Source organism: Marinobacter sp. LM1, from assembly GCF_042763285.1.
Taxonomy (GTDB): Bacteria; Pseudomonadota; Gammaproteobacteria; order Pseudomonadales; family Oleiphilaceae; genus Marinobacter; species Marinobacter nauticus.
This window is the reverse complement of record NZ_CP114373.1, coordinates 2,655,999-2,676,701: the sequence shown is the minus strand read 5'-3', so window position 1 is coordinate 2,676,701 and position 20,703 is coordinate 2,655,999. Positions and strand designations below refer to the sequence as shown.

Sequence of the window (20,703 nt, the reverse complement as noted above, 5' to 3'; positions counted from 1 at the left end):
AGAAGCGCACAGGGAAGTGCTCGTAGCGGTTTTTGGACAGAAGGGCCTGATGGCGCAGCCCCCAGTGCGCGGTGTTGGGCAACCAGTCCTATATCTTCGACAGTCACCGCACGACAAGGTAAACTACGCCCCAATTTTCCCACCAGCTGGAAACGAGAATTCACCCATGAGCATCAAATCCGACAAGTGGATCCGCCGGATGTCCGAACAGCACGGCATGATCGAACCCTTCGAAGCCGGACAAGTTCGGGAAAGCGAAAAAGGCCGCGTCATCTCCTACGGCACCTCAAGCTACGGCTACGACGTACGTTGCAGCAACGAATTCAAAATCTTCACCAACGTCCACAGCGCCACCGTAGACCCGAAGAACTTCGACGAAAACAGCTTCGTCAACTACACCGGCGACGTCTGCATCATCCCGCCGAACAGCTTCGCCCTGGCGCGCACAGTTGAATACTTCCGCATCCCCAGAAGCGTACTTACTATCTGCCTGGGCAAAAGCACCTATGCACGCTGCGGCATCATCGTGAACGTCACCCCGCTGGAGCCGGAGTGGGAAGGTCAGGTAACCCTGGAATTCTCCAACACCACCAATTTGCCAGCGAAAATCTACGCCAACGAAGGCGTTGCCCAGATGCTGTTCTTCGAATCCGACGAAATCTGTGAAACCAGCTACAAAGACCGCGGCGGCAAGTACCTTGGCCAGACCGGCGTGACCCTGCCCAGGACATGAACGCCAACCAGTTTCTCAAAGCCGTCTCACAGCTGCAGGGCTGGCGCGAATGCGCCTTCCTGCTGGCCCTGGCCGAACGTTCCTTTCCCAACTACGCCCTGTTCGCCGACGCCGTTGGCCTGAAAACCGGCGGCAAGATGCGCCAGTTGCTCGATCTGGCCTGGGACATGCTCCAGAAAGACGTGGCCGATGCCGCAATTCCGCAGCTGCTCAGTAAGCTAGAAGCCCTGTGCCCCAATGTGGATGAGTACGATGCCTACGGTGTCTACCCAGCCTTCGATTTCTGCCAGTTGCTTGAGCAGGCGCTGCTGAACCGCCTGAATCCGAACAAGCATCGCGCCACCGAAGCTTCCCAGTTGGCGACCCGCACCGTCATGGATTTTGTTGAAATGTCCGAAGGTGAGGGAATGGATGAAAACGAACTGGTGCGCGTGTTTGAACACCACCCCCTGCTCAAGGACGACAAACTGTTTCAGCGTGACACCGTCATGGCGCTGAAAAAGCAGCGAACACCCAAAGAAGCCTTCCTGGCTGAACTCCGAGCCGGTGCCGCCAACGACGGTGTCAGCAATCTGGGAATCTCCCTGGAAGGCTGACATAAGGCAACCAAGCTACACTGCCTGTAACCTCCCTCAGTACTTTATTGAACGGAATGAATCATGAAACTCTCTGCTTTCGGTCGTAAATTCACCGCTGATGCCGGCATTACTTCCCTGATGGACGATCTCGGGAATGCCATGGCCTCCGGTGAGGACATGATCATGATGGGCGGTGGTAACCCCGGCCACATTCCGGAGATCCAGCAGAGAGTTCAGAGCATTCTGGCGGAGATGGCCTCCAGTGAAGCGGACGTACGTCGGCTGGTGGGTATTTACGACCCCCCTCAGGGGGAAAAACAGTTTATTGCCTCCCTGGCCCAGTTGCTGAATCAGGAATACGGCTGGGGCCTGAAGCCCGAAAACATTGCGCTGACCAACGGCAGTCAGGCTGCCTTCTTCATGCTTTTCAACATGTTTGGTGGTGACTACGGTGATGGACATCGCAAGCATATCCTGTTGCCGCTGGCGCCTGAATACATTGGCTACGCCGATGCCGGCATTGAGCAAGGGCTGTTCCACGCGGTACAGCCGGACATCTCCTTCACCGATGCCCATGAATTCAAATATCGGGTGGATTTTGAGGCCGTGGAGGTGACCGGAGAAACCGGCGCTATCTGTGTATCCCGGCCCACAAACCCCACGGGAAACGTCATCACCGATGAGGAGTTGGCCCGGCTGGAAGAACTGGCCCGGCAAAACGATATTCCGCTGATTGTCGACGGAGCCTATGGAACGCCATTTCCGAGCCTGCTGTTTGTCGACGCGCAGCCGAGCTGGAACGAGCAGGTTATCCTGTGTCTGAGCCTGTCAAAGCTGGGCTTGCCGGCGGCGCGAACCGGGATTGTTATTGCCGAAGAGTCCATTATCAAGGCATTGTCGGGTATCAACGCCATCATGAACCTGGCCACCGGAAGCTTTGGTGCGATGCTGGCAGAACCGCTGGTGCGCTCCGGAGAGATTCTGTCCCTGAGCCGGGATGTGGTTTGCCCGTTCTATAAAGCAAAAATGGAGCGGGCGGTATCGGTGTTCCGGGACGCCATGGGCGAAGACAGTTGCCGCTGGTACATCCACAAGCCCGAAGGCGCCATGTTCCTGTGGCTCTGGTTCCCGGATTTGCCAGTCTCCAGTCTGGAGCTTTATCAGCGCCTCAAGGCTCGGGGTGTGCTGGTGGTCTCCGGGCATTATTTCTTCCCGGGCTTGCCCGAGGATGGCTGGCGTCATCGCCATGAGTGCCTCAGGGTCACCTATTCGCAGGACGATGCCCGGGTGGCTGAGGGCCTGAGAATCATTGCTGAAGAAGTAAAAGCGGTGTGGGCCGAGCAGGGACTGGCCGGTTAGTCGGCCAGTGTCGCGTCTTTGAGTTTCAGCTCGTACTCGCTGCCGTCCGGCTCTACCTGGAGCAGGCGAACCAGCAGGTAATCCCGGGCCGGATCAAACCACATCAGGGTCTGGCGTTTGGAGTCTTCGTCCCGGACCTTTTCCGCCTTCAGGGTGTTCATGGTGCGGCCATTGTCGCCCAGGCTATCTTCGTCGATGACAGCAAAGCGGTCGTCGTCGTAATCCCCCTTGTCCAGCACCTGGTAGGTGACATCGCGTTTGCCCGCCTTGAGATCCTGATGGAGCTGTAACTGGTAGCCCAGTGGGTCCAGGGTCTTATCCCGCAACTCGACTTCAAACTTCTCGCCGCGATAGCTGCCGGTGGCAGTGCCTGCCTGCCAGTCAAAATCAATGGACTGTTTGCGATCCTTGATCAGGAAGCCGGAGAGGTGATAGCGGTAGCGCAGGGGAATTACCTGGCCATTTTCCCAGCGAAAAATCAGTGATTCGTTGATATCGGCGATGAAGGAGTCGACATCCGTACGGTAGAGCCAGACGTTATTGCCCTGGTCTGTCAGTTCCCGAACACCTTCGCCGTTGAGGCTGACGCCCTTGGACATGGAGGCGGTGTAGCGGGCCTCATAGGGTGCCAGAGGGGCATAATCAACATCGCCGGCGGACGCCGGCAGTGCAATCATGCCGGCAATTAGGGCTGCCCAGAGCTGAAAACGTGGTTTGTGGGGGGTGTCTGTGTGCATCAAAAAGCCTCTTTGACCGTCTACGCTAGCGACAGTGTAGTTGGTTCGGCGAGGCCTTGTGATGACAATCTGTTCAGTTCGCCGGCAGTCGCATGGGACGCTCGATGGGCGCGCCGTCAAACAGAACGCCCTCAGCGCCCAGCTGTATGCGACCCTCGCAGAACCAGCGCACGACGATGGGGTAGAGCACGTGCTCCTGTTGCTGAACTTTTTCCGCCAGGGACTCCGGAGTGTCATCCTCTGCCACGGCAACTTCCGCCTGGGCGATGACCGGCCCGCCGTCCAGTTCCTCGGTAACAAAGTGAATGGACACACCGTGGGTGCGGTCACCGGCTTCCAGGACCCTTTGGTGGGTGTTCAGACCGGTGTAGGCCGGCAACAGGGAAGGGTGAATATTAAGCATCCGGCCACGGAATGCGCGGACAAAGTCGCTGGTCAGAATCCGCATGAAGCCAGCCAGCACCACCAGATCTGGATTGTGGCGAAGAATTTCGGCCAGCAGGGCGGCGTCGAATTCTTCTCGGGAGCCATATTTTGTATGGTCAACCACAAAGGTGGTGAGATTGGCCTGGGCGGCGCGCTCCAGGGCAAACGCGCCCGGTTTGTTGCAGCCAACGGCAATGATTTCACCCGGAAAGTCGCGTTCCCGGGTGGCGTCGATCAAAGCCTGGAGGTTGGTGCCGCTGCCTGAGGCGAGCACCAGGATCTTCGGAACGGGGGCCGGATCTGCCTTCATGCCGTCAAAAGCCCCGGTGCGTAGCGAACAACGGGCTCAGCATCGCTGGACTCGGCCGCTTCCATTACGCCGATCTGCCACACCTTTTCACCCATGGCATTCAGGGTGTCCATGGCCAATGCCTTCTGGTCTTCCGGTACACAGATGACCATACCGATACCACAGTTAAAGGTGCGATACATTTCCTCTTCGGCCACGCCGCCGGCATTCTGTAGCCACTGGAATACCGGTGGCAGCTCCCAGCTCTGGGTGTCGAGTGCGGCTATGGTGCCCTTGGGCAGTACCCGGGGGATGTTCTCGGGCAGGCCGCCGCCGGTAATGTGGGACAGGGCCCGAACATCGACTTCGCGAATCAGTTTAAGCAGATTCTTCACATAGATGCGTGTGGGCGCCATCAGGGCGTCGGCCAGTGTGGTGTCGCCCATTGGCTGGCTCAGGTCTGCGCCACTGACTTCGATAATCTTGCGAATCAGCGAGTAACCGTTGGAATGGGGGCCAGAGGAACCCAAGGCCAGCAGTGCGTCACCCGGCTGCGCGCGGCTACCGTCAATGATCTGGTCACGCTCCACAATGCCTACACAGAAGCCGGCCAGATCGTAATCGTCGCCTTCATACATGCCCGGCATCTCGGCAGTCTCGCCACCCACCAGGGCACACCCGGCCTGCTCACAGCCCTGGCCAATGCCTTCAACTACCTGGGCGGCAACGTCAACATTGAGTTTGCCGGTTGCGTAGTAGTCCAGAAAGAACAGAGGCTCGGCACCACCGACCACCAGATCATTCACGCACATGGCCACCAGGTCGATACCGATGCTGTCATGCTTCTGCAGTTGCATGGCGAGTCGAAGCTTGGTGCCTACGCCGTCTGTGCCAGAGACCAGCACGGGCTCTTTGTAGCCTGCAGGAATCGATACCATGGCGCCAAAGCCGCCGAGGCCGCCGAGCACTTCGGGGCGACGTGTGCGGGCAGCGGTGCTCTTGATTCGGTTGACAAGATCGTTACCTGCGTCGATGTCCACGCCGGCATCGCGGTAGGTCAGGGAGGGCTTCTGTTCGCTCATGGAAAATAACCGTAGGCCTGTGAGTCAAGGCGCGGATTTTAACAGGTGCGCACGGGGGCTCCAAATGGAATTGGGAGCACAGGCAATATTGCAGGTTTCAGATTGCCTGACTGCAACCTGTGCTTGCTACTCTCGGCTCTGGTGATGGTGTATCCTGTGCGCCAACCATGGGAATGGCAAGGTGTTTCATGACCGAATCAGTGAAAACAGCCAGGAACGGGCGAGTTGCTGCGTTTCTGTTGGCGGCAGTCTGTTGGGTACTCTCGGCCGGCCCGGCATCGGCGGTCAGCGTGTCGGGACTTTACACGGCCGATGTTCCGGTTGCAGGCACCTCGGCGGATGCCTTGAAGGCCGGATACGCTGAAGGGCTGCGTCAGGTAATGGTGAGGGTGTCCGGGACCCGTGAGGTGCTGGAACTCGAAGGGATAGACGAGGTACTGGCAGACGCCGAGTCCATGTTGCTGTCTTATCAGGTGAACCGTACCGCGGGGCAGTCGCGTTTGCAGATGAGTTTCGGGGCCGTGGGGGTTAACCGCGCGCTGGCGTCTGTGCAGGCGCCGGTATGGGGCGCCAACCGCCCCCTGACGCTGGCCTGGATTGCCGTGGAAGACCGGGGAGACCGGCAATTACTGACCCGTGCAGCGGATTCAGCGCCGGGAAGTAATGAGGGGCTCTGGGCGCAACATCTCTTATCAGCAGCGGCCGATCGCGGTCTACCCATCGCCTTCCCGCCGGAGACCTATGCCGGTGACCGGGCTTTGCTGTCGGATTTGTGGGGCCAGTTTGTCGGCCGCATCCAGCAAGCTTCAGACGATCTGTCCCACGACGCCCTGGCTCTGGTGCGTATCAGTCGTTCCGGCGGCCAATGGCGCGCAGGCTGGGTGGTTGAAGGCATGGGGCTCGATGCGGGCGAGCAGTCGGTCAATGCCGATACGCCGGAACAGTTGGCGCAAGCTTTGATCGATCGCTGGACTGAGCAATACGCCAGCCGATATGCGGTCACAGCCGGCGAGGCGGGTGAGGCTCCGAAAGTTGATATGGTGCTTGAGGGTGTAACGACGCTGGCGGATTACGGCCAGGTGACCCGGGCACTGCAGGACATGACTCCGGTAGTGTCTGTTGGTGCGTCACGGGTTCGTGGCAACCGGCTGACCGTGGAGGTGGCATTCTCCGGAGAACTTGACCAGTTGAAGGAGCATATCGCGCTGGACGCACGATTTGTGCCGGCGGAGCAGCCTGCAGAGCCGATAACGGCCAGCAAGAACAGCCAGACTGCTGGCTCGGACGGGGATGGTGAGGCGCAAACAGGCGAGCCCGGTTCCCGCAATGAAACCGAAGCACCGGCCGGAACGGATGCGCAGGATAGTGCTTCGACGGCTGGGTTCAGCTATCAGCCCCTGGCTCCGGGCGATGAGCAGGATGCCGAACAGGCTTTTGAGTCTTTGTACCAGGTACTTTATTACCGCTGGCAACCCGCTCCCGGCGCCACTGGCGGCGACCGAAGCTGATGGCTTGATGGAGGCAGCCCGGTGAGTTCTAAGCAGTGGCGCTGGATCCCGAATGCACTGACATTCCTGCGAATGGTGCTGATCGTGCCGTTCGCCGGCGCGCTGCTGGAAGGTAACTACCGGCTGTCTCTGGTGATATTCTTCGTTGCCGCACTGACCGATGCCTTTGACGGGTTTCTGGCCCGTCATTTCAACTGGCGCTCCCGGCTTGGCGCTGTGGCCGACCCTCTCGCGGACAAGGCGCTGTTGATTTCGGCCTACCTCATGCTCACCATTACCGGTGTACTTCCGCTGTGGCTGTTTGCCCTGGTGCTGGGTCGGGATCTTGTCATTGTCTGCGGCGGCCTGGCTTTTCATTACGGCATCGGCCGCTTCGATATGGAACCCAGTATTCCGGGCAAGATCAACACGTTTGTGCAGATACTCGTGGCGCTCGCCATTATCATCCTGCTGGCGGGTTTGCCCATGCAGCCCTGGGTCATCGACACCGGGATCTGGCTGGTTGCCGTCAGCGCGCTGGTGAGCGGGGGGCACTATGTGGCAGTGTGGAGTTTGCGGGCCTGGAGGGCGAAGCGGTCATGAAAGCCTCACAAATGGTATTGGGGGTCAAGCTCCGGGACGATGCCCGCTTCGACAACTTTCACGGCGACCGTAACCGTTCGGCCGCCCAGCGGCTTAAGCTGGTGTGCCGGGAGCCGTCGGGGCTTCCGGTGGTCGTGATCTGTGGCGATTCCGATACCGGTAAAAGCCACTTGTTGCAGGCGATTTGCCATGAGTCCGAGCAAATGGGGAAAACTGCCGTCTGCATCAGCATCGTCGAGTTGTTGCCGTTTGGCCCGGATGCCCTGGCGGGCCTGGACAGTCATGATGTGATCTGTCTTGACGATCTGGAACATGCCGCGGGGGATCCCGGCTGGGAGGAGGCGGTTTTCCACCTGTACAACCGGGTGTTGGACCGCAATGGCCTGCTGGTGGTCAGTCTATCCGAGGTGCCTGCTTCGCTGCCGTTCGGGCTGGCAGACCTGGGATCTCGCCTGGCGCATGGCTTGCTCATTCAGTTGGGCGTGTACCGGGATGAGGACCGGCAGCGAATCCTGATGGCCCGGGCAGAGCAGCGCGGGCTGGTGATGAGTGAGGATGTTGCCGGCTTCATCATGCGCAGGGCCCCTAGAAAGCTGGGTGATCTGCTGGGGCTGCTGGATACATTGGATGAGAATTCGCTGCAGGCCCAGCGACGTTTAACCATTCCGTTTGTTAAAGCTGTGATGGGATGGTAGCGGTAAAGGGATTAATAACGATAAAGGCCATTGGAGAGACGACATGAGACGGGTTGTATTCAATCAGAAAGGTGGCGTTGGCAAGTCCAGTATCACTTGTAATCTGGCGGCCATCAGCGCCGCAAGAGGAAAGCGTACCCTGGTGGTGGATCTGGACCCGCAGGGCAACTCCACCCACTACCTGCTGGGCAAGCCGGCGGCTGAACTGAAAGATACCGTTGCCGATCTGCTGGAGCAGACGGTCGCCTTCAGTGTCTTCAATCGTCGACCTGACGAGTTTGTACACGCCTCGTCATTCGACAACCTGTACGTGTTGCCATCCAGCCCTGAGCTGGATTTTCTGGAACGCAAACTCGAAGCCAAGCACAAGATCTACAAGCTCAGGGAGTTCCTGAAAAAACTCAGCGACAGTTTCGATGAGATCTATATCGATACCGCCCCGGCCCTGAATTTCTACACTCGTTCTGCCCTGATTGCTGCCCAGCGCTGCCTGATCCCGTTCGACTGCGATGATTTCTCCCGCCAGGCGCTCTACAACATCCTCCATGAAATCCGCGAATTGCAGGAGGATCATAATGAGGAGCTGGTTGTTGAGGGCATCATTGCAAACCAGTTCCAGCCAAGGGCGAGCCTGCCCAGGCAGTTGGTCCGGGAGCTGACGGAGGAGGGGTTGCCGGTGCTGCCGGTACGCCTGTCCAGTTCCGTCAAGATGAAAGAATCACACCAGAGTCGCCAACCGCTGATTCACATGGCTCCGAAACACACGCTCACACGCCAGTATGAGGACCTATACCGTGTGCTGCATGGGGAGTCTGTTGAGCTGGAGCCATTGGCAGACTGAGAGGAATCCCATGAGTGAAAAAGCACGCCACCTGGATCAGGTGACCGACGGTTTGCTGCAGATTGAAATTGAACTTCGGCAACTGGGTGTCTGGCAGACAGAAAGCCTGCCACCGGAGGCGTTCCAGAGTACCCAGCCGTTCTGCCTGGATACCATGGACTTCACCCAGTGGCTGCAGTTCGTGTTTCTTGAAAAAATGAAGGCGCTGGTGGAAGCCGGTCACGCGCTGCCAGAGGTATCTGGTATTGCGCCCATGGCAGAAGAGCATTTCCGTGGGCGTGAGCAGTCCGGCCGTGAACTGATCTCAGCGCTTGAGGAGATGGATCGGCTGTTGTCCTCTGGCGGCCGCTGATTATTCCGGGACTGGATTACTCCAGGCGCATGGACAAATCGATGGCTCGTACGTCTTTGGTCAGTGCGCCAATAGAGATGTAATCCACGCCGGTTTCGGCAACGGGCACCAGCGTGTGCGCGTTGATGCCACCGGAAGCTTCAAGGCGGGCTTTTCCGGCATTCCGCTTTACCGCTTCAGCCATGTCGGCAAGCGAGAACTCGTCCAGCATGATGATGTCGGCCCCGGCCTCAAGAGCCTGGTCCAGTTCGGCGAGCGATTCGGTTTCCACTTCCACGGGTTTGCCTGGTGCAATGCGGTGCGCTTCGGCGACCGCATTGGCAATGGAGCCGCAGGCGGCAATGTGGTTTTCCTTGATCAGGAAGGCGTCCCAGAGCCCCAGCCGGTGATTGTCGCAGTCACCGCAAGTCACCGCGTATTTCTGGGCCAGTCGCAGCCCTGGCAGGGTTTTCCTGGTGTCCAGAAGGCGGACGTTGGTATGGGACACCCGGCGAGCGTAATGGGCACAGGCCGTTGCCACGCCAGACAGGGTCTGCAACCAGTTAAGAGCAGCTCGTTCAGCGGTCAGAAGCGAGCGGGCCGGGCCTTGCATGCGGAAAATCACGGCGTTGGCGGGTACGTCGTCGCCATCGTGAAACTGCCACTGAAGTGTCACTGAGGGATCCACCTGGCGAAAAACCTCCTCCACCCAGGCGCTTCCAGCCAGGCGGGCGTCTTCCCGGGTGATTACCCTTGCGGTTGCCAGTTTTTCGGCAGGAATCAGCTGGGCAGTGATGTCGCCATCGCCAATATCTTCCCGCAGACTCTGGGCAACGGATTCGATACGGGCCTGGCGCAGCAGTTCGGCAGAAATCATTGGGACGTCCGGAGGTTGATGGTGGCTTGGAAAAGTGTGGAGGGCAATTCTACTGCCAGCGCTATCGATTCGCCAAATGGAGGTGTGAGGGGTCTGAAGTGTGATGCAGTTCCTGCTGACACAAAAGGTGACAAATTCTGACACAAGGTGACGACACTCGCCCGTATGATGTAATCCTATAAAGGTTTAAGTACCATCAGCTGTTCGATTCCGGAGCATCCACATGGCGCACGATAACAAGGTAGTCCGCTTGGCCGGTCAGAAGCCGGTGAGCCGGTTCTCGTTACCGGTAGAGCTGGTGCGACTGCGTGACACATCGGGTCAGTCACTCAAGGCGGTACTTGCCAGTTTTTTCGAACAGGCTGACGACAGTTTGTTTGCCCTCGCAGACCGGGCCGGCTCCAACCAGGACCAGACTGCTTACTTCGACGCCATGCGGGAGCTGCGACTGCGCCGGAAGGCAATGACAGTGTCAGTCCTGCAATACGTCAGCCAGGCCTTCAACGAGCTGGGTAAGTTCAAACCTGCCCGCTCCGGTGGTTCACTGGAAGAAGTGGACCAGGACTCCCTCAGCCTGGTGGATCACTCTGATCTTGAACAGCAGGTAGCGATAGATAACCTGACCAATCGCCTGCGGAATCGATACCAGGAGCCGGTAAGGATGTTGGCGGCCCGGATTCGCCATCTTGTTCCACAGTTGGATCTCTCTGACGATCAAATGCCTCTCAGCCCGGAAGTCATTTGTGGCGCTATTTCGGATGCTTGCACCGATCTGGATATTGATATCCGTGCCAAGCTTGTGGTTTTGAAGCTGTTTGAGCGCCTGCTGGTGGACAAGCTCAGTGATTTCTACCAGGAATGCAACAAAACCCTGATCGCCGCCGGCGTGCTGCCTGACATGAAGCGGGCTCCGGTGGGTGGTGCTCAGGTAGCGCCGGGTCGCAGTGCGCCAAAGGCAGGCGGTTCGCCAGCGCCCGCCCAGGAAGCCCCGGCTGCCGAAGGTACTGCCAATGGCCATGGACCGTCGCCTACTTTCAGTGAGCTGAGTGCGCTGTTGCACCAGGGAGAGACCAGTAGTGCCGGTATGGCACAAACCGGCGCTGTTCTGGATACCGATCGTCTGATGGCGCGCCTGAACGAACTGCAGGGCGCAGCGCCGCAGGGTGAAGGCGACAATGTGGTGCCTTTGCGCCAGCAGTTACAGCCGCTGTTGCAGGGTCCGGAAGGGAAGCGATTCTCAGTAGGGCAGGTCGACAGTGATGTGATCAACCTGGTCTCAATGCTGTTTGATTTCATTCTCGAAGATCGGCAGTTGCATCCGGTTATGAAGGCGCTGATCGGGCGGCTACAGATTCCGGTGCTCAAGGTCGCACTCAGCGACAAGAACTTTTTCAATCGTGGTGGCCATCCGGTTCGCAAGCTCCTCAACGAACTTGCCCTTGCCGCCATTGGCTGGAGCGAGAAACGTGCCGGAATGCGTGATCCGCTTCGGGAAAAAATTGAGGAAGTGGTGGGTCGGGTGCTCACCGAATACACCGATCAGGTAGGGCTGTTCGAGGAATTGCTGAAGGACTTTGGTCACTTCATGGATCTGGATCGCCGGCGTCGCGAGCTGGTTGAGCAGCGCCTTCGGGATGCCGAAGAAGGACGCGCCAGGCAGGAACGTGCCAGTCAGGCTGCTACCGATGTTATCCGTGAGCACACGGCAGGCCGGGACATTCCCGATCCGGTTTTACAGGTGCTGAACGAGCCCTGGACCCGCTACCTGCAGTGGGTGGTGTTGCGCGAGGGTGAAGAAAGCGAGCGTTGGCTGCAGGCAAAGGCCATCAGCGAGCGGCTGGTGTGGAGTGTTGACCCGCGACCGGTGTCTTCTGATACCCGGGCGGAACTGTTGCGAATGATTCCAGAGGTGGTGGAAGAGCTCCGCAAGGCGCTTCAGGAGATCTCCTGGGATCCGTTTGCAACCGATGCGGCCATCCGGGACCTGGAGCTTGCCCATGTCGATGTTTTCCAGAAACTGGTGACCGCGCCGGTTGTTGAAGACAAGGCACCCACGATTGAGAATTTTGAGGTACCTGAAGCTCCGGCAGAGCCGGCGGAAACTCCCGAGCAATCGGAACCTGCGCCGGAGGTGATTGACGAGGTGACTGAACCTGCGTCAGTCAAGCCTGCTGAGATCTCAGCCGGCGTTGAGACGGCAGCCGTCGCCGAGGAATTCGCGGAGATCCAATCACCAGTAGCGTCGGCGGAATGGCTGGCGAAGGCGGACGGCCTGAGAGTTGGATCCTGGGTTGAGATGGCCAGAGACGAGACCAGGGTCCGTTGCAAGCTGGCGGCCTTCATCAAGGCCACCGGCAAGTACATCTTTGTTAACCGCAGTGGTGCGAAGGTGGCGGAATATCATCGGGATGACCTGGCGATTGCTCTGCAGGAGCAGGCGATCACCATGCTGGATGACGGCCTGATCTTTGATCGGGCGCTGGAGTCCATCATCGACAACCTGCGTCATAACCGCAAAGACTGATCTCCGGTACTGAGTGCCCGCGCAGGGCACCGGCGACGTCGTGGCATCCATGGGCGCTTTGTGATTCAATCATCTGCATGAGTCCCCTGCGCCGATGGAAACACGTTGTCTAGTATCCAGAACGATCATCACCCACACTCCCTGAAAGATGCGGCAGCACTTTTGCGTTCCAGTGGCCGGTTCCCCGGCGTGCGCTGGTGTCCGTCGCCCAATTTTGGTCCCCGCCCGGACGGTTCCTCTATCTCACTGCTGGTGGTTCACAACATCAGCCTGCCGCCGGAACAGTTTGGCGGCCCGCACATCGAGAATTTTTTCTGTAACTGTCTGGATACTGCTGTCCACCCCTATTTTGAAACGATCGCAGAGCTGAAGGTGTCTGCACACGCGTTGATTCGCCGGGATGGTTCCGTTATTCAGTTTGTCAGCTGTCTGGACAGGGCATGGCATGCTGGCCGTTCCAGTTTTCAGGGTAAGGAGGAGTGCAACGACTACTCCATTGGTATCGAGCTCGAAGGTGCGGATGACGTTCCCTATACCGATGATCAGTACCGTGCGCTGGCGCGTCTGGCGCTCCTGGCAATGACAGCCTGGCCGGAAATCACGCCGGGTCGCATTGCCGGCCACAGTGATATTGCTCCGGGCCGAAAAACCGATCCAGGGCCCGCGTTTGAGTGGTCTCGCTTCCGGGCACTGCTGTCGAACGAGGAGATGGCCTGATGTCGTTGGTTGTTTTTCTGATTGCGTACGTGATTCGCCGCAGGCTGGACCGCGCCGACCACCTGGCCAGCGATGAGATCTGGCGTCGCTGGTTTCATCGTTGGGGCCGGGTAGAAGCGGGTCAGGAGCGGTCAGTCTGGAGAGGGGCGCTGCTGGTTGTGTTACCTTCTCTGGCGCTCGCTGGCGCGTGGGCGCTGTCCAGTGAGGCGGGCTACCGCTATGCCCTGTATCCGCTTGAACTGGTGCTGATGGTGGTACTGATGGGAGCGCCGGGCTGGCGCAAGGTGCTGCGAGCCTATTCCGATGCCTGGCGGCGCGGAGATATGCAGGCTGCCTGGCACCATGTTCAAGAGCGCCTGCCCGCCTCCGAAAGAGGAGCGGCGCTATCGCCAGAAGCCATGCACCTGTCGGTGTCGCGGGCGCTGATGGTCTCGGTTTTCGAGCGTTTCTTCCTGGTGGTTTTCTGGTACGCCGTCGGCGGCATAGCGCTGGCTTTTCTGGCTCGCGGGCTTGTAGCTCTGGCGGGCCAATGGCCGCAGGCGGCCGCGCGGGAACGCTATCAGCGGGCGGCCCGGCTTATCGGCTGGATTCCTTCCCGCTTGCTGTCATGCACATTCGGACTCGCCGGTGACCTGGCCGGCTGGTCCCGGGAAATACGCAAGGTATTCCCGGGATTCGGGAAAAAGACCGCGGATGTGCTCATGATTTCCGCCAACGGGTCGTTAACTGGTTATGCACTTGATCCTGCGCGCTTTTCGGAGTTGCACCCGGAAGAGTGGCCCGATTTTGGCGGACGGAGCCTCAGCGCCATAAGGGACCTCCTCAACCGGAGCATGCTGGTGTGGATATGTGCGTTTGCATTGCTGGTGATCGCAGGCATGGCCTAGCCGGAAAGCAAAAACGGATTACAGAATAACACTAAATAGTGATTAAGTTTTTCCGGCAACGGGCGATAATCAAACAAAAGAATAAAGATTCAGTTGTTAGAAGCAGCGAGGGCTCTGTGAACTATATAATCAATCCGGCTGTAGCACTGATGAATCGGCTGCCCATGGTTTACAAATTCAGCCTCATCAGCATTCTCTTTCTTGGCCCTATCATCGTGCTTTGCTGGTTGGTGATTTCCGGGCTCAACCAGTCGGTTCAGACCATGACCCGCGGCATTGAAGGTCTTGCAGAACTCCAGAAGGTGGAACGCCTGCTGGTGGCGTCGATGGATTACCGTGACTATCAGGCCCCTGGCATTCTGAAAGACGAACAACCCCTGCTCGAAAAAGCCAACGAAGCGGCCAGTCGTATGGACGCCCTGTTGGCAGATCTCGCCGAACCACAGCGTTCTTTTGACACCTCCGGCTCCTGGCAGGAGCAGATTCTGGCTGTAAGGGAAGAATGGGAGACGCTCAAAGCCAACGATAACTATCAGGGCAACATTGACCCCCAGTTCAAGTACTACCAGGAATTTGTGCAGAAGGTGATGGCCTTGCTGCCGGCGACCATTGAAATCAGCGGGTTGGGGCAGGATGCGTCCCGGGAAAACCTGCTGCTGTTAGGGCTGGTGCGTTCTGCGTTGCCTGAGTCTCGCACTGTTGTTGGCGGCGCCCGTTCATACGGTATTTTTGCGCTGGTGGAAGGTCAGGTGGGCTATGCACTCAGCGAAACCCTGAATGAAATCTACGATCAGTTGACCAACCGCAGTTCGCTGCTTTCGCCGGCCCTTTCCGTTGCTGTGGAGGCGTCGCCCCAGCTGGCAGAGAGTGCGAGCGGTGCGTTGACCCGCACGGAAGAGAGCCTGATGACAGTGCGTGATGAGCTGGACCTGAATGTCATTACGCCTATGCGCCTGGAGCTGCCCTGGCAGGAATTCGACGAGACCGTATCGGCGCAGATGGGATATTACGATACCCTCAGCGATCGTATCTTCGATGTGGTTGCCGGTAATCTTGAGGATCGCCTGGCTCGCCAGACCGGGCAGCGCACCCTGATTCTGGTGGCGCTGATTGCTGTGATGCTGGTGGTGGTCTACCTCTATGTGGGCTTCTTTATGTCTGTGCGGATTGCCATCAACCGGTTCAGCGAAGCTGCAAGAAATGTGGCCGCCGGCGATATGACCACCCATATCCGGTTGAACAACCGGGACGAACTGGGGGAGCTCACCTCTGAGTTCAACAACATGACCGATCGTATTGCTGAGCTTGTCCGGTCGGTGGGCTCTACAACAGCAGATGTTGATCAGCAGGCGGTCCGGGTGAATGACACCGCATCGGCTAACAGTCAGGCCGTGGCCCGACAGATGGAAGAGACCGGTCAGATCAACGAGGCCATGGGCCAGATGGTGGAAGCGGTCAATGAAGTTACCGAGAGTGCGCACCGGGTGGCGGATAGTGCGGGGAATGCCGAGAAAGATACCGAGAAGGGTCGGGAAGTGGTGGCCGATACGGTGGCGACCATTAACCGGCTGGCTACGGAGATTGCAGGCGCCGTTGATGTCATCAACCGGGTGAGTGCGGACAGTGACAATATCAGTCAGGTTCTGGTTGAGATTAAAGCAATTGCCGAGCAGACCAACCTGCTGGCGCTGAACGCGGCCATCGAGGCAGCGAGGGCGGGAGAACAGGGGCGTGGCTTTGCGGTGGTGGCGGATGAGGTTCGCTCATTGTCCCAGCGTACCCACAAGTCCACTGAGGAAATTGAAGGCATGATTTCCCGGCTTCAGGGTGGTGTAAAAGAGGCGGTATCTGCCATGACCTCAAGTCACGATGCCACGGAGAAGACGGTACAGAAGTCTGGTGAAGTGACCGAAGCGCTGGATCGGATCGCCTCGGGCATTTCCGAAATCGTGGATATGAGCCACCAGATTGCCCAGGCGGCGGAGGAACAGTCGGCCGTGGCCAGGAACGTGAATGCCAACGTGGAGCGCATTGGCGAATTTGGCCAGAGCACTGCCTCCAACGCCGAAGAGACTCTGGCTTCGTCCAGACAGATGTCGGAGCTTACCGCGTCGCTTCAGCGCCTGGTGGAAGCATTCAAGGTGTAATCTGCGGTTGTTGTTGTGAAAAATCCGGCCTCAGAGGCCGGGTTTTTTTTGCTCCCAGAGAATCTCCTGGCTGCCATCCCGGCGAGCCAGCACTCGGGCGATGACAAACAGCAGATCGGATAACCGGTTCAGGTAGTGACGCGAGGCAGTATTGATGGAGTCCTCGTGGCCAAGGGCCACCACCACGCGCTCGGCCCGGCGACAGACCGCCCGTGCCAGATGACATTGTGCTGCGGCAGGGCAGCCCCCAGGCAGGATGAAGTTTTTTAGCGGCGGCAGGTCGGTGTTGTACTCGTCCAGAGTCTGCTCCAGCCACTCAATGTGATTGTCGCTGATCACCTTGCTGCCCGGGATGGCAAATTCGCCGCCCAGATCAAACAGGTGATGCTGAATGCGCCGGAAGGTATCGATCAGACGGTCACCAGAGGGAAGCGTCTCAATCAAAACGCCGATATGGCAATTCAGCTCATCTGCCATACCCATGGCTTCCACTCGCTGGGCATTTTTGGCGATACGGTTGCCATCGGCCAGGCCGGTAGAACCGTCGTCTCCGGTTCGGGTGTAGATCTTCGACAGGCGATTGCCCATGGTCTTGCTCCCTCTGGTAAAAGTCAGTTCAGTTGTTGTACCTGTTCGGCGAGCATTTGGTTCACCTGTACCGGTATGCCATGTTGATGGCCGAGCCGCGCCAGGTAACCGTTAATGAAGTCGATTTCCGTGGTTCTGCCTGCCTTTACATCAGCCCGCATGGAAGACGTGTTGGCGGCGGTTTTGCGGGCGACAGCCTCAATAGTCTCGCGCAGGTCTTCCGGGGCTTGTTGCGGTTGTCCGGCAGCAGGGAGCAGGCGGCTGATCTCCTCGCACAAGGGGGCAATCCATTGCAGGTAAAACGGTTGTGTCAGGATCTCTCCGTTGGGGCAATCCAGAATGGCCGTAAAGGCGTTTATGCCGGCGTTGATCACCAGTTTTTGCCAGAGCCTTGCCAGTATGTCGTGTTCAGGGTGGACCATGAGGCCGCTGCTGGCGAGCTGTTGGGCAACCCATTCGACCGATGGGTCCCCCGCCGGGTTCAGGGCACCGACCCAGGTTGTGCCGCGGCCAGCGTGAACGGTCAGCCCGGGGGCGGGCCGGTTTGCGCCTTCGGTCGTGGATGCGGCCAGTACCGGCCGGTCCGGCCATGTTTCGGTGACCTGCTGCTGGCTCCCAAGCCCGTTTTGGAACAACACAATGGGAGTCTGTTTGGCAATGGAGGGCAGGGCCGCCTTGAGGGCTTCGAGAGTGTTGCCGGCTTTGGTCGTCACCAGGAGTAGATCAGGAGATTGGCCGGGTTGTAGCCAGGGAATAATGGTACTGCCTGATTCGCCGTCAATGGGCTGAAAGCGATAACAGACGGGGGCAGGGGCCTGCCCCGGACGGGGCACAAACGCTACCTGCCCGGCAGGTAGCGTTGCCGCCCAGAGCCGGCCCAGGGAGCCGGCACCGAGGATGGCGATCATGGCCTTACATGGCCTCGATTTCTGCCCGTTGCGCACTGAGCCGCTGCAGGCTGCCCTGGGCATCCTTCAGCTTCTCTTTTTCCTTCTCTACGACTTCGGCTGGTGCCTTGGCGGTGAACTTCTCGTTGTTCAGCTTGCCTTCCAGGCGACCGATTTCCTTGTTCAGGCGTTCCAGCTCCTTGTCCAGGCGCTTGAGTTCGGCGTCCTTGTCGATCAGGCCGGCCATGGGCACCAGCACTTCCATTTCGCCTACCAGTTGGGTGGCGCTCATGGGAGCTTTGTCGCCCTCGAACCATTCCAGCTTCTCAAGTTTGGCCAGGGAAATGAGGAATTGGCGGTTGTCGTTCAGGCGGCGCTGATCGTCGGCGTTGCCGCCTTTCAGAAGTACCGGTACCTGCTTACCCGGGGAGATGTTCATCTCGCCGCGGATATTACGCACCGCTACAATCACGCCTTTCAGCCACTCGATATCGGCGGCCACGGCGGCATCCTGCTTGCTGGCATCCGGCTGCGGGTAGGGCTGCAGCATGATGCTGTCGCCCTGCTTGCCGGCCAGCGGTGCAATGCGTTGCCAGATTTCTTCGGTAATGAACGGCATGATCGGATGCGCCAGGCGGAGTACGGCTTCGAGTACGCGTACCAGGGTACGACGGGTGCCCCGTTTGGCCTCGGCACTGGCGCTGTCATCGCTCAGGGCTGGTTTGGACAGTTCCAGGTACCAGTCGCAGTATTCGTTCCAGATAAACTCGTACAGGGCGTAGGCGGCCAGGTCAAAGCGGTACTGGTCCAGGTGACGGATCACCTCCTGCTCGCAGTGCTGCAGTTCGCTGATGATCCAGCGGTCTGCCAGTGACAGTTCCACCGGCTCATTGTTCACGCCGCAGTCTTCGCCTTCCGTGTTCATCAGCACATAGCGGGCGGCATTCCACAGCTTGTTGCAAAAGTTACGGTAGCCTTCCAGGCGCTTCATATCCCAGTTGATGTCACGGCCGGTGGTCGCCATGGCGGCGAGGGTGAAACGCAGGGCGTCAGTACCATGGGCGGCGATGCCTTCCGGAAATTCCTTCTCGGTGCGCTTGCCGATTTTCTCGGCCAGCTTGGGCTGCATCAGGTTGCCGGTGCGTTTTTCCAGCAGGTCCGGCAGGCTGATGCCGTCGATCATATCCAGCGGGTCGATCACGTTACCCTTGGACTTGGACATCTTGTCGCCGTGCTCGTCCCGGATCAGACCGGTGACATACACGGTATGGAAGGGTACCTGTGGGGTGCCGTCTTCGTTTTTCATGAAGTGCATGGTCATCATGATCATCCGGGCAACCCAGAAGAAGATGATATCGAAACCGGTCACCAGCACGTCGGTGGGGTGGAAGGTCTTCAGCCGTTCGGTGATTTCCGGCCAGCCCAGAGTGCCGAAGGTCCACAGGGCGGAGCTGAACCAGGTGTCCAGTACATCGTCGTCCTGCTTGAGTTCCAGTGTGTCCGGGAGCTGATGTTTGCTGCGAACCTCAGCCTCGCTCCGGCCCACATAGATATTGCCTTCAGCGTCGTACCAGGCAGGAATCCGGTGCCCCCACCAGAGCTGGCGGGAGATGCACCAGTCCTGAATGTCGCGCATCCAGGCGAAGTACATGTTCTCGTACTGTTTGGGTACGAACTGGATGCGACCGTCTTCTACCGCTTCAATAGCCGGCTTGGCCAGGGTCTTGGCGTCTGCAAACCACTGATCCGTCAGCATCGGCTCGATGATCAGCCCGGAGCGATCACCGCGGGGTACGCTCAGCACGTGGTCTTCGATTTTCTCGACCAGGCCTGCCAGTTCCATGTCGGCAACAATCTGCTTGCGGGCTGCTTCCCGGCTCAGGCCGGCATAGGCGGCCGGGAGGGCGCTGTTAATCTCGGAATTTTCGGTGCCGTCCGCATTGAAGACTTCGGCGATTTCACGAATGTTGGCGTCCTGCGTCATGACGTTGATCATGGGCAGGTTGTTGCGTTTGCCTACGGCGTAATCGTTGAAGTCGTGAGCGGGGGTGATCTTCACGCAGCCGGAACCTTTTTCCGGATCGGCGTGGTGGTCGGCCACGATGGGAATGCGGCGGTTAACCAGCGGCAGCAGAACGTGCTGGCCAATCAGATGCTGGTAGCGCTCATCGTCCGGGTGGACGGCTACGGCGGTGTCACCCAGCATGGTTTCCGGGCGGGTGGTGGCGACGATGACGTAGTCTTTGCCGTCCTGGGTTTTCTGGCCGTCGGCCAGCGGGTAGCGCAGGTGCCAGAAATAGCCCTTTTCTTCCTTGTTTTCGACTTCCAGATCAGAGATAGCGGTGTGCAGCTTCGGGTCCCAGTTCACCAGCCGTTTGCCGCGGTACACCAGGCCTTCATCGTACAGGCGGATAAAGACTTCATGTACGGCTTTGTAGAAGCCATCGTCCATGGTGAAGCGTTCGTTGCTCCAGTCCACGGAGTTGCCCAGGCGACGCATCTGGCGGGTGATGGTACCGCCGGAGTGTTCTTTCCAGTCCCAGATGCGCTTGATGAATTCTTCCCGGCCGAGATCGTGGCGGGTTTTGTCTTCTTCTGCAGCCAGTTTGCGTTCGACGACCATCTGGGTGGCGATGCCGGCATGATCGGTGCCGACGGTCCACAGTGCGTTACGGCCCTGCATGCGCTTGAAGCGGGTGAGGGTGTCCATGATGGTGTGCTGGAAGGCATGGCCCATGTGCAGGCTGCCGGTCACGTTGGGTGGCGGGATGGCGATGCTGTAGGAGTCGCCTTCGCCGCTGGGGCGGAAATAGCCTTTGGATTCCCAGTTTTCGTACCACTGGCGCTCGATGTTTTCTGGCTGGTAGGTTTTTTCCATGGGATTATGCAGTGACCGTTTTGGTTGATTCACATAG

At 58.7% G+C, this 20,703-nt stretch carries 19 protein-coding genes; 12 read left to right on the top strand and 7 right to left on the bottom strand.

All coding sequences use genetic code 11. The annotated features are described in order from the left end of the window. Window positions 1–166: 166 nt before the first annotated feature. From dcd to OZ656_RS12580, 3 genes are all read left to right on the top strand, one after another. Window positions 167–733, top strand: coding sequence for a dCTP deaminase (gene dcd, locus OZ656_RS12590; RefSeq protein ID WP_011784457.1), 567 nt, complete (start codon window positions 167–169; stop codon window positions 731–733). After that, the gene (locus OZ656_RS12585) at window positions 730–1,329 is read left to right on the top strand and encodes a YjaG family protein (RefSeq protein WP_379944545.1); all 600 of its coding nucleotides are present in this window, start codon (window positions 730–732) and stop codon (window positions 1,327–1,329) included. Before dcd ends, OZ656_RS12585 begins: the two co-directional genes overlap by 4 nt. A gap of 63 nt (window positions 1,330–1,392) precedes the next feature. Then, window positions 1,393–2,670, top strand: coding sequence for a valine--pyruvate transaminase (locus OZ656_RS12580; protein WP_199451765.1), 1,278 nt, complete (start codon window positions 1,393–1,395; stop codon window positions 2,668–2,670). Here OZ656_RS12580 and OZ656_RS12575 read toward each other — a convergent pair. The 3 genes from OZ656_RS12575 to purM form a co-directional block, all read right to left on the bottom strand. Then, the gene (locus OZ656_RS12575) at window positions 2,667–3,407 is read right to left on the bottom strand and encodes a DUF3108 domain-containing protein (RefSeq protein WP_199451766.1); all 741 of its coding nucleotides are present in this window, start codon (window positions 3,405–3,407) and stop codon (window positions 2,667–2,669) included. The two genes, OZ656_RS12580 and OZ656_RS12575, sit on opposite strands and share 4 nt — an antisense overlap. A gap of 73 nt (window positions 3,408–3,480) precedes the next feature. Then, on the bottom strand, window positions 3,481–4,143 hold the full coding sequence (purN, locus tag OZ656_RS12570) for a phosphoribosylglycinamide formyltransferase (protein ID WP_014421897.1): 663 nt from the start codon (window positions 4,141–4,143) through the stop codon (window positions 3,481–3,483). Beyond that, window positions 4,140–5,204: a phosphoribosylformylglycinamidine cyclo-ligase gene (purM, locus tag OZ656_RS12565; RefSeq protein WP_379944544.1), complete on the bottom strand. Its 1,065-nt coding sequence runs from the start codon at window positions 5,202–5,204 to the stop codon at window positions 4,140–4,142. Before purM ends, purN begins: the two co-directional genes overlap by 4 nt. A 188-nt stretch (window positions 5,205–5,392) precedes the next feature. On the opposite strand from purM, the gene OZ656_RS12560 reads away from it, so the two are divergent. Genes OZ656_RS12560 through OZ656_RS12540 form a run of 5 tightly spaced genes read left to right on the top strand, consistent with a single transcriptional unit; the run spans window position 5,393 to window position 9,182 of the window. Beyond that, window positions 5,393–6,712: a DUF2066 domain-containing protein gene (locus OZ656_RS12560; protein ID WP_379944543.1), complete on the top strand. Its 1,320-nt coding sequence runs from the start codon at window positions 5,393–5,395 to the stop codon at window positions 6,710–6,712. 21 nt (window positions 6,713–6,733) lie between these two features. Continuing rightward, window positions 6,734–7,294, top strand: coding sequence for a CDP-alcohol phosphatidyltransferase family protein (locus OZ656_RS12555; RefSeq protein ID WP_011784464.1), 561 nt, complete (start codon window positions 6,734–6,736; stop codon window positions 7,292–7,294). After that, complete coding sequence (gene hda, locus OZ656_RS12550; RefSeq protein WP_153741332.1) at window positions 7,291–7,989, top strand: DnaA regulatory inactivator Hda; 699 nt, start codon at window positions 7,291–7,293, stop codon at window positions 7,987–7,989. The genes OZ656_RS12555 and hda overlap by 4 nt, the downstream gene beginning before the upstream one ends. A 43-nt stretch (window positions 7,990–8,032) precedes the next feature. After that, window positions 8,033–8,830, top strand: a complete 798-nt coding sequence (locus OZ656_RS12545) for a ParA family protein (RefSeq protein WP_011784466.1) — start codon at window positions 8,033–8,035, stop codon at window positions 8,828–8,830. 10 nt (window positions 8,831–8,840) lie between these two features. Then, complete coding sequence (locus OZ656_RS12540) at window positions 8,841–9,182, top strand: YqcC family protein (RefSeq protein WP_022991712.1); 342 nt, start codon at window positions 8,841–8,843, stop codon at window positions 9,180–9,182. Window positions 9,183–9,198: 16 nt separating this feature from the next. On the opposite strand, the gene nadC is transcribed toward OZ656_RS12540, so the two are convergent. After that, window positions 9,199–10,038 (bottom strand): carboxylating nicotinate-nucleotide diphosphorylase, encoded by an 840-nt coding sequence (nadC, locus tag OZ656_RS12535; RefSeq protein ID WP_023011365.1) that lies wholly within the window; start codon window positions 10,036–10,038, stop codon window positions 9,199–9,201. A gap of 223 nt (window positions 10,039–10,261) precedes the next feature. On the opposite strand from nadC, the gene OZ656_RS12530 reads away from it, so the two are divergent. From OZ656_RS12530 to OZ656_RS12515, 4 genes are all read left to right on the top strand, one after another. Then, on the top strand, window positions 10,262–12,562 hold the full coding sequence (locus OZ656_RS12530) for a DUF1631 domain-containing protein (protein ID WP_153741334.1): 2,301 nt from the start codon (window positions 10,262–10,264) through the stop codon (window positions 12,560–12,562). Window positions 12,563–12,667: 105 nt separating this feature from the next. Then, window positions 12,668–13,279, top strand: a complete 612-nt coding sequence (gene ampD, locus OZ656_RS12525; protein WP_114435067.1) for a 1,6-anhydro-N-acetylmuramyl-L-alanine amidase AmpD — start codon at window positions 12,668–12,670, stop codon at window positions 13,277–13,279. Continuing rightward, window positions 13,279–14,166 carry a histidine kinase gene (locus OZ656_RS12520; protein ID WP_199451768.1) on the top strand — a complete coding sequence of 296 codons (888 nt, stop codon included), beginning with the start codon at window positions 13,279–13,281 and terminating at the stop codon, window positions 14,164–14,166. Before ampD ends, OZ656_RS12520 begins: the two co-directional genes overlap by 1 nt. A 116-nt stretch (window positions 14,167–14,282) precedes the next feature. Continuing rightward, entirely contained in the window at window positions 14,283–16,313 is a 2,031-nt protein-coding gene (locus OZ656_RS12515; RefSeq protein WP_011784472.1) for a methyl-accepting chemotaxis protein, read from the top strand. Window positions 16,314–16,343: 30 nt separating this feature from the next. Here OZ656_RS12515 and OZ656_RS12510 read toward each other — a convergent pair whose 3' ends face one another. Genes OZ656_RS12510 through OZ656_RS12500 form a run of 3 tightly spaced genes read right to left on the bottom strand, consistent with a single transcriptional unit; the run spans window position 16,344 to window position 20,666 of the window. Then, entirely contained in the window at window positions 16,344–16,901 is a 558-nt protein-coding gene (locus OZ656_RS12510; protein ID WP_011784473.1) for a cob(I)yrinic acid a,c-diamide adenosyltransferase, read from the bottom strand. A gap of 23 nt (window positions 16,902–16,924) precedes the next feature. Continuing rightward, window positions 16,925–17,809 (bottom strand): ketopantoate reductase family protein, encoded by an 885-nt coding sequence (locus tag OZ656_RS12505; protein WP_011784474.1) that lies wholly within the window; start codon window positions 17,807–17,809, stop codon window positions 16,925–16,927. 4 nt (window positions 17,810–17,813) lie between these two features. Continuing rightward, complete coding sequence (locus tag OZ656_RS12500; RefSeq protein WP_379944542.1) at window positions 17,814–20,666, bottom strand: valine--tRNA ligase; 2,853 nt, start codon at window positions 20,664–20,666, stop codon at window positions 17,814–17,816. Window positions 20,667–20,703: the final 37 nt, after the last annotated feature.